We start from the raw sequence: 11,274 nt of genomic DNA on the forward strand, positions 1-11,274 counted from the left end.
CGGGGTCGTCCGCGCCGGCCTGTACTCGCTCACGATCGACAAATCTACGGAGCGCCCGGGGCCGTGGACGTCGCGAGCGCCGGATCGCCGACCGAAGTCGTACGGCCCGGGACTTTCGGCGGGGCGGAAGGACGGAACCGGGGTCTTCCGTCGCAACGGCCTCGCCCCGCGGCCGATGTGGGTGGGGGGTCCGCGGGGCGAGAGTCTGTGTCATGAAGCAGTTGCTGGAGTTCCTGGGATTCGTCGCCGTCGTGCAGGGCGTGGCGGGCCTGGTGCACGAGTTCACCGACTGGCACTGGGGTCTGGTCCAGCGGATCGGCTTCCTCGACGGTTACGAGATCTACGCGAGCGTCGCGCTGCTCGTGCTCGGCGGCGCCCTGTGCGCCGCCGCCCAGAGCCGGTGGCCCGGGTGCGGCTGATCGGCGGCCGGACCCGGCCGGGGATCAGCAGCCGTGGTCGACCAGGTCGAACGAGGCGTAGTGGTCGGCCGTGTAGTAGTCCTCCTGGTACTGCTCACCGGTCACGATGCGGCGCGCGCCGCGGGTGGAGGAGCCGGGCGTGATGACCGTGTACTCGTGGTAGTAGCCGGTGGACCGACTGGGCAGGATGCCCTCCCGGTTCTGGAAGACGGTCCCGTCCTGCTCGTACGGGAAGGGGCCGCCCTGCTCGATCAGGTCGAGCGTGTCGTGCGCCTGCGAGGGCAGGTCGCTGTAGCAGATGTCGCCGACCGCGGTGGCGGCGGCGCCTGCCGGGGTCGCGGAGACGGTGCCGCCGACGAGCAGGGCGGACAGGACTGCGGCTGCGGCGCCGATCCGAGCGGCGCGTGGGGGGAATCGCATGCCCTCATGATGACGCGCGTAGACGATGGCATGTCAATGACAAGTCGGTGGATTTTCCCGGGAAGTCCCGTGTGTTTTCGGCGAGTTCACCTGCCGCCCGGCCCCCGCACCCCGGGCGGCACGGCGTGTCGGGGCTAGGCGTTCTCCGGAAGCTCGTAGGAGCCGTACTCGGGGCGGCCGGCCGCGTCGTACGACTGGATGGACACGCCGGTGGACGTGACGCTCCCGGCGGTGTGCCGGAAAGCGGTCGGCAGGGCGCCCTCCGCGAACAGCCGGCGCCCGGCACCCAGCACCACCGGGAAGGTCAGCAGGTGCACGGTGTCGACGAGGCCGAGCGCCAGCAGGGACTGGGCGAGGGCACCACTGCCGTGGACCTGGAGCTCACCCTCGGTGCGTTCCACGATCGCGGTGACCTCCTTGGCGAGGTCGCCGCCGATCACGGTCGTGCCCTCCCACCCCGGCCGGTCGAAGGTGTTCGAGGCGACGTACTTCGGCAGGCGGTTCAGCTTGGAGGCGACCGGGTCGGCGGGATCGGTGACCTTGGGCCAGTACGAGGCGAAGATCTCGTACGTGCGCCGGCCGAGCAGGAAGGCACCGGCACGGTCGAAGACGCCGTTGATGAACCGGCCGAAGTCGTCGTCGCCGTACGGCACGCTCCAGCCGCCCTGCTCGAAGCCGTCGCGGGTGTCCTCCTGCGGGCCGCCGGGGGCCTGGTGGACGCCGTCGAGGGTGACGAAGGAGGTGAGGACGAGCTTTCCCATCGCGGGTGCCTGCTTTCCGATGCTCGGGAGCTTCTGCTGTCATCAGCTCAGACCCCGTAGGCACCCGCAACTCATCGCTCGCGGCGGCGGCACCTCGTCCGGCGTGTGTGCGGAACTGTCCGCCGGTCGGCCCTGCTTGCCGCCGCCCGGTGCCTTCTTCGGCCCCCAGGTCGACGTCCGATCGCCGCCGGTGCGCGGGGTTCACGGCCGCTGGAATGGACCCATGAACACGAACTCAGTCACCACGAACCCTTCGCGAACCCTGACCGGCAGGACGGCCCTGGTGACGGGCGGCAGCCGCGGAATCGGTGCGGCGACGGCGCTCCGGCTCGCCCGGGAGGGCGCGGACGTGGCCGTCACCTATGTGAACGGCAAGGAGGCGGCCGAGGACGTCGTACGGGCCGTCGAGGCGCTGGGGCGCCGGGCGGTCGCGCTGCGGGCGGACTCGGGCGACGCCGTCGAGGCGGCGGACGTCGTTGAGCGCGCGGCCATGGCACTCGGGGGCGGACCCGACGTGCTCGTGAACAACGTGGGCGTGGGGTTGCTCGGGCCGCTGGAGGGTCTGTCGCTCGCCGACGTCGACCGGGTCCTGGCCGTGAACGTCCGCGGGGTCTTCCTGACCTCCCAGGCGGCCGCGTCCCGCATGGTGGCCGGCGGCCGGATCATCACCGTGGGCACGTGCATGACCCAGCGCGTGCCCGGGCCGGGCGGCACGCTGTACGCGATGAGCAAGTCGGCCCTGACCGGGCTGACGAAGGCCCTGGCGAGGGAGCTGGGTCCGCGCGGGATCACGGCGAACATCGTCCACCCGGGTCCGGTCGACACCGACATGAACCCGGCGGACGGTCCCCATGCGGACGGCCAGGCGGCCATGACCGCGCTGGGCCGGTTCGGCACGGCCGACGAGGTCGCCTCGACGGTCGCGTACCTGGCGGGGGCGACGTACGTCACGGGGGCGGAGTTCTCGGTGGACGGCGGTCACGCCGCGTAGGGCGGGTGCGGGGGGCCACGTGCCCGGCGCCGGGGCCGGCCGGGGGTGGGTCGCGCTGCCCGGCGCCGACAAGAGCCACCCGCGCCCACCCGTGCCGCCCCAGCGGCACGAATGCCCGCAGGCTGCCCACAATTGCCCGCAGGCTGCGCACGTTTACCCGGAAGCTGCGCACGATTACCTGCAGGCTGCGCACGCTTACCCGCAGGCTGCGCGCGGGGCGCACCGGTGCTGTCCGGCCGGTGCGCCCCGCGGGTCCCGGTGGGTCAGCCGCCCAGTTCCTGGTGGCGGGCGGCCAGGTGGGCCGCGCCGTCCTCCGTCAAGGAGCCGAACAGGCGCAGGCGGGAGATGCCGCCGTCGGGGAAGATGTCCACGCGCGCGTGGGTGCCGACCGCCGGCTCGGGCAGCACGAAGCGGTGGTTGGTGTCGGGCTGCATCCGGGTGCGCGGCAGGACCTCGCGCCACTCGCCGTCCTCGCCGTCCTTCACGGACACCGACGCCCAGCCGGCCGAGTTGCCCTTCAGGTACGCCGTGTCGATCTCGATCGCGCGGATCTGGGAGCGGTCGACGAGCTGGTAGCGGATCCAGTCGTTGCCCTGGTCGCGGCGGCGGCGGGTCTCCCAGCCGTCGTCCATCTTGCGGGAGCGGCCCGGCTGGATGGTGTTGGTGGCCGGCGAGTAGAAGAGGTTGGAGGCGTCCTCGACCTGGCCGCCGTTCTCCAGGGCGACCACGTCGAAGGTGCCGAGGGCCGCCAGCCACGCCGGGTCCGGGACGACCTCGCCGTACACCCGCAGCCGGGCGATGCCGCCGTCGGGGTGCTGGTTGAGGCGCAGGTGGGTGAAGCGCTGCTCGGCGGAGACGGCGAAGCCGTTGGCCGCGTGGCCGCCGATCGGCGTGCGGGGTACGAGGGTCGTCCACTTCACGTCGCCGGCGAGCAGTTCCTCCGGCGACGGGGAGCCCGGCACCGAGGCGCCCTCGATGGACACCGCCTGCGGGTAGTTGCCGCGGAAGTGGGCCGTGTCGACGACGATGCCGCGGATCACGCCGGGCGCGCCGAGCCGGATCAGCGCCCAGTCGTGGTCGTCCTCGGTCGGCCAGGGGTGCTCGGCCGAGCTGCCTCGGCGGCGGCGGGTCTCCCAGCCGTCCATGATCTTGCCCTTGTGCCCGAAGTGCTCGGGGTCGAACTCGGCGCGCTCGGGCACCAGCAGGTTCTCGCGCTGGGCGAAGAACTCGTCGTTGGCGGCGACGACACCGGCGCCGAGCCGCCGGTCGGCGAGGTTGGCGTACTGGGTGAAGGGGAGGTCCGCGGTGCGGTAGTCCGCGTACGGGTCACCGCCTCCGTAGGGGTTCGCGTCGCCGGTGAAGCTGGCCAACGAGGAGTTCTGCTGGGCCGTCACGGTGATCAGGTGTTCCTTTCGGGGTCGTTCGACGATGAGTGGGTCAGGGGGCCGGACGCGTCAGGTCCGGGAGAGGAGCTGTCCCTTCGGCTCGGTGAACGCGCCGTCCGCCACGATGCGCTGTCCGCGCAGCCAGGTGGACTTCACGACGCCGTACAGGGTCTTGCCCGCGTACGCCGTGACGCGGTTGCGGTGCTGGAGGGCGGCCGGGTCGACGGTGAACGTCTCGTCGGGGGCGAGGACGGCGAAGTCGGCGTCGCATCCCGCCGCGATGGCGCCCTTGCGGGTGTCGAGGCCCACCAGCCGGGCCGTGTTCGACGACATCCAGCGCACGACGTCCTCCAGGCCGTGGCCCCGCTCGCGGGCCTCGGTCCACACGGCGGACAGGCTCAGCTGGAGGCCGGAGATGCCGCCCCAGGCGGTGGCGAAGTCGTCCGTCTTGAGGTCGGCGGTGGACGGCGAGTGGTCGGTGACCACACAGTCGATGGTGCCGTCCGCCAGCGCCTGCCACAGCAGGTCCTGGTTGGCGGCCTCACGGATGGGCGGGCAGCACTTGAACTCGCTGGCGCCGTCCGGGACCTCCTCGGCGGTGAGGGTGAGGTAGTGCGGGCAGGTCTCGACGGTGACGCGTACGCCGTCGGCCCTGGCCTCGGCGATCAGCGGCAGCGCGTCGCTGGAGGAGAGGTGGAGCACGTGCACGCGCGCGTCGAGACGCCTGGCCTGCGCGATGAGGGCCGCGATGGCGGTGTCCTCGGCGTCGCGGGGACGGCTGGCGAGGAAGTCGGTGTACTTGGGGCCGCCGTGCTGCGGGGCGGCGGCCAGGTGGTGCGGGTCCTCGGCGTGCACGATCAGCAGGCCGCCGAAGCCGGCGATCTCGGCGAGGGAGCGGGCGAGCTGCTCCTGGTCGAGGTGCGGGAACTCGTCCACGCCCGACGGCGACAGGAACGCCTTGAAACCGAAGACCCCGGCCTCGTGCAGCGGGCGCAGGTCGCCGACGTTGTCGGGCAGGGCGCCGCCCCAGAAGCCGACGTCGATGTGGGCCTTGTCGGCGGCGACCTTCTGCTTGGTGCGCAGGTGGTCGACCGTCGTGGTCGGCGGGAGGGAGTTGAGCGGCATGTCGACGAGGGTGGTGATGCCGCCGGCCGCCGCGGCGCGCGTGGCGGTCCAGAAGCCCTCCCACTCGGTGCGGCCGGGGTCGTTGACGTGCACGTGGGTGTCGACCAGGCCGGGCAGGACGACGTGGTCGCCGACGTCCTCCAGACGCGCGCCCGCCGGGACGGGGGCGTCGTACGGCAGGACGGCCGTGATCTTCTCCCCGGTCACCGCGACGGACGCGGCACGCGTCCCCTCGGGAGTGATGACACGCGTCGAGCGCAGCACCAGTTCAGCCTCGGACACCCGAACCCCTCTCTTGGCCGCCGTTCTGTCACCGGTTCACATCCGGGAAACGGGATCTACCGCCACGTAACGGATTTCAACGTTCTGTTGAAGGAGTCTTCACTCCCGGTTCCACGTCGTCAAGAGGCACCCTTTTCCGGGCATGCTCGACGACTCCGCTCTGGACGTTTCCACAAAGCGGAATTAGAATTCCAGCAAGCAGAACGTAGCTACGTACAAGCCAGGAGTCAACCGGCTGCCGGGTAGGCTTCTGCCCTCCCGCCAGCCCCGAAAGGAACGTGCCGTGCCGACGTCCAGCGCCAGCACCACCGACTCCGCCAGGTCCGCCACAGGTGGCGTCCAGTCCCTGGAGCGCGCCTTCGACCTGCTCGAACGGATGGCGGACGCGGGCGGCGAGGTCGGCCTGAGCGAGCTGTCCGCGAGCAGCGGGCTGCCTCTGCCCACCATCCACCGCCTGATGCGCACGCTCGTGGCCTGCGGATACGTACGCCAGCAGTCCAACCGCCGCTATGCGCTCGGCCCGCGCCTGATCCGCCTGGGCGAGTCGGCGTCCCGGCTGCTGGGCACCTGGGCGCGCCCGCATCTGGCCCGTCTGGTCGAGGAGACCGGCGAGACGGCGAACATGGCACTGCTCGACGGGGACGAGATCGTCTACGTGGCGCAGGTGCCCTCCAAGCACTCGATGCGCATGTTCACCGAGGTCGGCCGGCGTGTCCTGCCGCACTCCACGGGTGTGGGCAAGGCGCTGCTCGCCGGCTTCCCGCCGGAGGAGGTGCGGGCCCTGCTGCACCGGACCGGCATGCCGGCCGCGACCGAGAAGACGATCACCACACCCGACGGCTTCCTCGCGGCGCTGGAGGACGTCCGGCGCCAGGGGTACGCGATCGACGACAACGAGCAGGAGATCGGCGTCCGCTGCCTGGCCGTCCCCGTGCCCGACTCCCCCACCGCGGCGGCCATCTCGATCTCCGGTCCCGCGGGCCGGGTCACGGAGGCCGCGACCGACAAGATCGTTCCGGTGCTCCAGCAGGTGGCGGCGGAGCTCTCGGAGGCGCTGCTGACCTCGGGCGGCAGCCCGGCGGCCTGAGCCGCACCCCGCACCACCCGCAGCCCCCGGACCCGACACGGCCGGGGGCTGCGGTCGTCGCGCGTCAGCGCCTCACCGGGGCGGCGGGTCGCCGAAGAGCTCCACGGCGTGCCGGACGTCCGTCAGCCCTCGGGACAGGGCGCTCACGGAGCCGATCGCGCCGGCGATCAGCAGCAGGGATCGGTACAGCCGCGGCACCTCGGGGACGCCGTGTGCCGTCATCGCGGCGAGGCTGGCCAGTTCGTCCTCGGCGATGTCACGGTCCGGGAAGTCGGCCGGCAGCACGGCGAGTTGGCGTCGCAACCGGGACACCGCGATGCGCAGCGCCGCCACCCTCACGTCCTCGTCACCGACGGTCACTTGCCTCTGCCCCAAGCTCCGCAACGCAGCCTCCCCCTCGCACCCCGTTGTGCGCCCCTACGCAGTGAACGTGCCGAGCGCCCCCAGACACTGGTCGGGCGCCGGGGACGCGGGCCAGTAAACGCCACCGGATGCCGCGCGCGCCACCGCGCGGACCGAAATTCAGCCCCCGGAAACCCGGCGCACGCCGGAGCGTTCGGCGCGCACTCGGGTATGCAGGACGCATGACGGACAACGAAGACCAGGTCGCCGGACTGCTCCTGGCGGCAGGGGGCGGGCGGCGGCTCGGCGGGCGGCCCAAGGCGCTGCTCGAACATCGCGGACATCCACTCGTCGAACACGCGGTCGACACGCTCCGCGCGGCCGGCTGCACCCGCGTGCACGTGGTGCTGGGGGCGCGGGCCGAGGCCGTACGGGCCCGGGCGGCGCTGGAGGGGTGCGTCCTCGTGGACAACCCCGACTGGGAGCAGGGCATGGGGTCGTCGCTGCGCGCCGGGCTCGGCTCACTGACCGGTACGGGGGCGCGGGCCGCGCTGGTGTCGCTGGTGGACCAGCCGGGCATCGGGCCGGAGGCGGTGGCGCGGGTGCGCGCCGGGTACCGGGACGAGACGTCGCTCGTGGCGGCCGCGTACGAGGGGGTGCGCGGGCACCCGGTCCTCTTCGGCGCGGCCCACTGGGCGGGTGTCGCGGCGACCGCGACCGGGGACCGGGGGGCGCGTGCCTATCTCAAGGAGCACGAGGCGGGGATCACGCTCATCGAGTGCGGGGACGTGGCGCGGCCGTACGACATCGACACCGAGGCGGACCTGGTCCACCTTGAGTGAAGGGCGTGGCACCGAGCGCCACCTTCCCTCGACTCAGAGAATCTCGACATCAACAAACCATTGAAGTTCCACGATGAGGAAACTACTATCCACTGACCAGAAGCACTCGACCGCACAGCGAGTGCGCTATGCCCCATACGTGCCCCTTGGCACCCGGTGCCACCGCTGAAGGAAGTGACAGCTCATGTCCGCACCAGCGCCGTCCTCGCTGGCCATCGTCGACGCCGAGCCCCTGCCCCGGCAGGAGGAGGTCCTCACCGATGCGGCGCTCGCCTTCGTGGCCGAGCTGCACCGGCGGTTCACGCCCCGGCGTGACGAGCTCCTCGCCCGCCGTGCGGAGCGCCGCGCCGAGATCGCCCGCACCTCCACGCTCGACTTCCTCCCGGAGACCGCCGCCGTCCGCGCCGACGACTCCTGGAAGGTGGCCCCCGCTCCGGCCGCGCTGCAGGACCGCCGGGTCGAGATCACCGGCCCCACCGACCGCAAGATGACCATCAACGCCCTCAACTCGGGCGCGAAGGTCTGGCTCGCGGACTTCGAGGACGCCTCCGCGCCGACCTGGGAGAACGTCGTCCTGGGCCAGCTCAACCTGATCGACGCCTACTCCCGCACCATCGACTTCACCGACGAGCGCACCGGCAAGTCCTACGCCCTGCGCCCGGACGAGGAGCTGGCGACGGTCGTCATGCGCCCGCGCGGCTGGCACCTCGACGAGCGCCACCTCCAGGTGGACGGCCGCCCGGTCCCCGGCGCCCTGGTCGACTTCGGCCTGTACTTCTTCCACAACGCCCAGCGCCTGCTCGACCTCGGCAAGGGCCCGTACTTCTACCTCCCGAAGACGGAGTCGCACCTGGAGGCCCGCCTCTGGAACGAGGTCTTCGTCTTCGCTCAGGACCACGTCGGCATCCCGCAGGGCACCGTCCGCGCCACCGTCCTGATCGAGACGATCACGGCCGCGTACGAGATGGAGGAGATCCTCTACGAGCTGCGCGACCACGCCTCCGGGCTGAACGCCGGCCGCTGGGACTACCTGTTCTCCATCGTCAAGAACTTCCGCGACGGCGGGGAGAAGTTCGTGCTGCCGGACCGCAACGCGGTCACGATGACGGCCCCGTTCATGCGCGCGTACACCGAACTCCTCGTCCGCACCTGCCACAAGCGCGGCGCTCACGCCATCGGCGGCATGGCGGCCTTCATCCCGTCCCGCCGGGACGCCGAGGTGAACAAGGTGGCCTTCGAGAAGGTCCGCGCCGACAAGGACCGCGAGGCCGGCGACGGCTTCGACGGCTCCTGGGTCGCCCACCCCGACCTGGTCCCGATCGCCATGGAGTCCTTCGACAAGGTCCTCGGCGACAAGCCCCACCAGAAGGACCGGCTGCGCGAGGACGTCGACGTCAAGGCGGCCGACCTGATCGCGATCGACTCGCTCGACGCCAAGCCGACGTACGCGGGCCTGGTCAACGCCGTCCAGGTCGGCATCCGCTACATCGAGGCATGGCTGCGCGGCCTCGGCGCGGTCGCCATCTTCAACCTGATGGAGGACGCGGCCACCGCCGAGATCTCCCGCTCGCAGATCTGGCAGTGGATCAACGCGGGCGTCGTCCTCGACAACGGCGAGCAGGTCACCGCCGACCTCGCCCGCAAGGTGGCTGCCGAGGAGCTGGCGAACATCCGCGCCGAGATCGGCGACGAGGCGTTCGCGGCCGGCAACTGGCAGCAGGCCCACGACCTGCTGCTGACGGTCTCCCTCGACGAGGACTACGCCGACTTCCTGACCCTGCCGGCGTACGAGCAGCTCAAGGGCTGACACCGCCACGCACGCCCGCGCCCCCGGTACCGCACAGCACCGGGGGCGCGGGCGTGCCTCAGCCCAGGTGCACCGACCAGTCCTGCTCCGCGGCCGGCTTGCCGTGCAGATCGGGCACCCGCTTGAGCCAGTCCGGACGGCCCTGCTGGGTGCGCCGGGCGCGCCGGGCGTTCTCGGCGGCCAGCTCCTCGGGGCTGGGGAAGTCGGTGGGCAGCCAGGTCGCGGACGACCGCGCGCGGGCGAGGAGGAAGTCCACGTAGGCCCGGCGCACCTCGGCGGGCGTGTCGAACCCGGGTTCGTCGGCCAGCCAGGCGTCCGGTACCTCGTCCGTGATGGCCCGCAGCAGCTCCTCGGTCACCTTGGGCCGCAGCTCGGCGTCGGCCGCGCGCACATCGGGCCCGTAGTGGCCGAGGGCGTGGTGCCGGAAGTCGTAGGCCTTCGCCGGGTCGGTGGTGCCCCACCGGTGGTGGAAGACGAGCGCGGCGCCGTGGTCGATCAGCCACAGCTTCGGGGGTGCGACCCCGAGCGTCGGCCAGACCATCAGGTTGGAGCTGTGGACCGTGCGGTCCACGTTCACGGTGAGCGCGTCCAGCCAGACGACCCGTCCGGCCTCCAGCGGGTCGACGGGGAAGACCTGCGCGATCTCCGGGGTGAAGTCGCGCGCGCCCGGCAGCCAGTCCATGCCGAGGTTGACGCCGGCGCTGGCCTCGTGCAGCTCCCGGACCTCCTGGTGGGGCTCGTGCGCGGCGATCGCCGGATCGAAGTGGACCAGCACCAGCTCGGGGAAGCGCAGCCCGAGGGCGCGGGCCAGCTCCCCCACGATCACCTCGGCGACCAGCGCCTTGCGTCCCTGCGCGGAGCCGGTGAACTTCACGACGTAGGTGCCGAGGTCGTCGGCCTCGACGACTCCGGGGACGGAGCCGCCGGACCTCAGCGGCTCGATATAGCGGGTCGCGGTGACCTCTCTCATCATTTCTTAGGCCACCTTACTCTTCAGCCTTGTAATCCACGGTCGCCTCCGCAGGTGCCGAACAGTGCGAACTGCCCGTCGTCAGCGCTGGGGAGTATCTGGGGAGTTTCGACTGCGTGCGGATCTCCCCCGCCTGGCCAGCAGTCCGTCAATGGCCCCCCGCCCCGGCCTCCGGCATGAAGTGAGCATAGTAACCGAGGGTGATTGCCGATGAGGAATGCCCGAGCCACCGCGCCACGGTCACTACGGACTCTCCCGCCTCCAGCATGATTGAGGCATAGATGTGCCGCAGCACGTGGAAGCCGTCCTTCGGAGCCGCTTCCCACTGCCAGTCCTTTGCCTCGTTGGCACGTGGCGGGATGATGCCGGCCTTCGCCGACGCCGGCTTCCAGGTGTAGGTGTTCCACGTGTTCACCGCAATGGCGTTGTCGAATCGTGTGGTGAGCAGGAGGGAGAACTTCCTCCGCTACCCCTCTGCATCCGGCTTCCCCCACGGGAGCCCCACCTCCACCGGCGAAAACGCCTCGACATGGCGCTGCATCTCCTCGGCCACCGAGAGGGCACGTCGACGATACGGGTCTTCTTCCCCTTCGGCAGGGTGTAGCTGCATCGGGTTCCTGGCGAGCCGCTTGTCATCGACCGCCGCCTCCAGAATGGAGGACAACTCGGACAGGATGCCGCGTCGGTAGTCGACCGAGGAGGCGGTGGACTCCAACTTCGCTGTGTATCACGCAGATCCGCCGCCGTGATGTCGATCAGCAGGACACCGCTGCCATCGTCAGCGAGATCCGCATCGCGGATGCGCAGCAGCAGCGCTTCTTCCGGCCGCAGAGCCGCGAGAGC

At 71.4% G+C, this 11,274-nt stretch carries 13 protein-coding genes; 5 read left to right on the plus strand and 8 right to left on the minus strand.

The window, feature by feature from the left end:
- Window positions 1-212 precede the first annotated feature (212 nt).
- Entirely contained in the window at window positions 213-419 is a 207-nt protein-coding gene (locus tag IE260_RS01990; RefSeq protein ID WP_189868647.1) for a hypothetical protein, read from the plus strand.
- A 24-nt stretch (window positions 420-443) separates the two neighbouring features.
- On the opposite strand, the gene IE260_RS01995 is transcribed toward IE260_RS01990, so the two are convergent.
- Both IE260_RS01995 and IE260_RS02000 read right to left on the minus strand, forming a co-directional pair.
- Window positions 444-839 carry a guanyl-specific ribonuclease gene (locus tag IE260_RS01995; protein ID WP_189868648.1) on the minus strand — a complete coding sequence of 132 codons (396 nt, stop codon included), beginning with the start codon at window positions 837-839 and terminating at the stop codon, window positions 444-446.
- 134 nt (window positions 840-973) lie between these two features.
- Entirely contained in the window at window positions 974-1,600 is a 627-nt protein-coding gene (locus tag IE260_RS02000; protein ID WP_189868649.1) for a dihydrofolate reductase family protein, read from the minus strand.
- Window positions 1,601-1,823: 223 nt separating this feature from the next.
- Here IE260_RS02000 and IE260_RS02005 point away from each other — a divergent pair, with 223 nt between their 5' ends.
- Window positions 1,824-2,591 (plus strand): SDR family NAD(P)-dependent oxidoreductase, encoded by a 768-nt coding sequence (locus IE260_RS02005; protein WP_189868650.1) that lies wholly within the window; start codon window positions 1,824-1,826, stop codon window positions 2,589-2,591.
- Between the two features lie 263 nt (window positions 2,592-2,854).
- On the opposite strand, the gene alc is transcribed toward IE260_RS02005, so the two are convergent.
- A complete protein-coding gene (gene alc / locus IE260_RS02010) occupies window positions 2,855-3,985 on the minus strand; it encodes an allantoicase (protein WP_189868651.1) in 1,131 nt (376 codons plus the stop codon).
- A gap of 60 nt (window positions 3,986-4,045) precedes the next feature.
- Window positions 4,046-5,383: an allantoinase AllB gene (allB, locus tag IE260_RS02015; RefSeq protein ID WP_189868652.1), complete on the minus strand. Its 1,338-nt coding sequence runs from the start codon at window positions 5,381-5,383 to the stop codon at window positions 4,046-4,048.
- A gap of 283 nt (window positions 5,384-5,666) precedes the next feature.
- Between allB and allR the strand changes: the two genes are divergently transcribed.
- The gene (gene allR, locus IE260_RS02020) at window positions 5,667-6,470 is read left to right on the plus strand and encodes an allantoin degradation transcriptional regulator AllR (RefSeq protein ID WP_189868653.1); all 804 of its coding nucleotides are present in this window, start codon (window positions 5,667-5,669) and stop codon (window positions 6,468-6,470) included.
- Between the two features lie 72 nt (window positions 6,471-6,542).
- On the opposite strand, the gene IE260_RS02025 is transcribed toward allR, so the two are convergent.
- A complete protein-coding gene (locus IE260_RS02025) occupies window positions 6,543-6,830 on the minus strand; it encodes a DUF5955 family protein (protein WP_189868710.1) in 288 nt (95 codons plus the stop codon).
- A 224-nt stretch (window positions 6,831-7,054) separates the two neighbouring features.
- On the opposite strand from IE260_RS02025, the gene IE260_RS02030 reads away from it, so the two are divergent.
- Together IE260_RS02030 and aceB are read left to right on the plus strand one after the other, a co-directional pair.
- Entirely contained in the window at window positions 7,055-7,654 is a 600-nt protein-coding gene (locus IE260_RS02030; protein ID WP_189868654.1) for a nucleotidyltransferase family protein, read from the plus strand.
- 184 nt (window positions 7,655-7,838) lie between these two features.
- Window positions 7,839-9,461: a malate synthase A gene (gene aceB / locus IE260_RS02035; protein WP_189868655.1), complete on the plus strand. Its 1,623-nt coding sequence runs from the start codon at window positions 7,839-7,841 to the stop codon at window positions 9,459-9,461.
- A 58-nt stretch (window positions 9,462-9,519) separates the two neighbouring features.
- Here aceB and IE260_RS02040 read toward each other — a convergent pair whose 3' ends face one another.
- The 3 genes from IE260_RS02040 to IE260_RS41425 form a co-directional block, all read right to left on the minus strand.
- Complete coding sequence (locus tag IE260_RS02040; protein WP_189868656.1) at window positions 9,520-10,434, minus strand: HipA family kinase; 915 nt, start codon at window positions 10,432-10,434, stop codon at window positions 9,520-9,522.
- Window positions 10,435-10,579: 145 nt separating this feature from the next.
- Window positions 10,580-10,846, minus strand: coding sequence for a tyrosine-type recombinase/integrase (locus IE260_RS41420; RefSeq protein ID WP_229880340.1), 267 nt, complete (start codon window positions 10,844-10,846; stop codon window positions 10,580-10,582).
- A gap of 51 nt (window positions 10,847-10,897) precedes the next feature.
- Window positions 10,898-11,146 carry a hypothetical protein gene (locus IE260_RS41425; RefSeq protein WP_229880343.1) on the minus strand — a complete coding sequence of 83 codons (249 nt, stop codon included), beginning with the start codon at window positions 11,144-11,146 and terminating at the stop codon, window positions 10,898-10,900.
- Window positions 11,147-11,274: the final 128 nt, after the last annotated feature.

Source organism: Streptomyces viridiviolaceus, from assembly GCF_014650995.1.
GTDB lineage: Bacteria > Actinomycetota > Actinomycetes > Streptomycetales > Streptomycetaceae > Streptomyces > Streptomyces viridiviolaceus.